Consider the following 387-nt stretch of genomic DNA (forward strand, 5'->3'; position numbering starts at 1 on the left):
AAGTACCGCTATTATGAAAAATTTTATGATGATAGAGAGGACAAATGGAAACAGGTTACAGTTACATTAAATTCAAAATCGAGGGTTTCACAAGCAGAAGCTAAGAGGAGACTAGCAGTTAAAATTGATAAAATATTGACTGCACCAACAAAAACCGACTTATCTAAACAAAAGATAGATAACATAACTTTTAGTCAGTTGCTTGAAGAATGGAAAAACATTCGCCAAAACGAGATAAAGCCAGCAAGTTTTAAGTCTGAGATGAACTGTTTGCGATATTTTATAGAAACAGTTGGTGATTTGAAGCTTTCGGAGTATACGACTCAGGTGGTTCAGTCTTATTTGATGAGTTTAAATATAGCTAATCTTACTAGGAAGAATCGGAAA

The 387-nt window shown here is 33.6% G+C and carries 1 protein-coding gene; it reads left to right on the forward strand.

Annotation, left to right across the window (positions count from 1 at the left end):
* The coding region (locus tag FH871_RS32560; protein ID WP_212768416.1) for a hypothetical protein at nucleotides 1-387 on the forward strand (387 nt) is incomplete at both ends.

Origin of the sequence: Larkinella sp. C7, assembly GCF_006149005.1 — a bacterium.
Lineage (GTDB): Bacteria > Bacteroidota > Bacteroidia > Cytophagales > Spirosomataceae > Larkinella.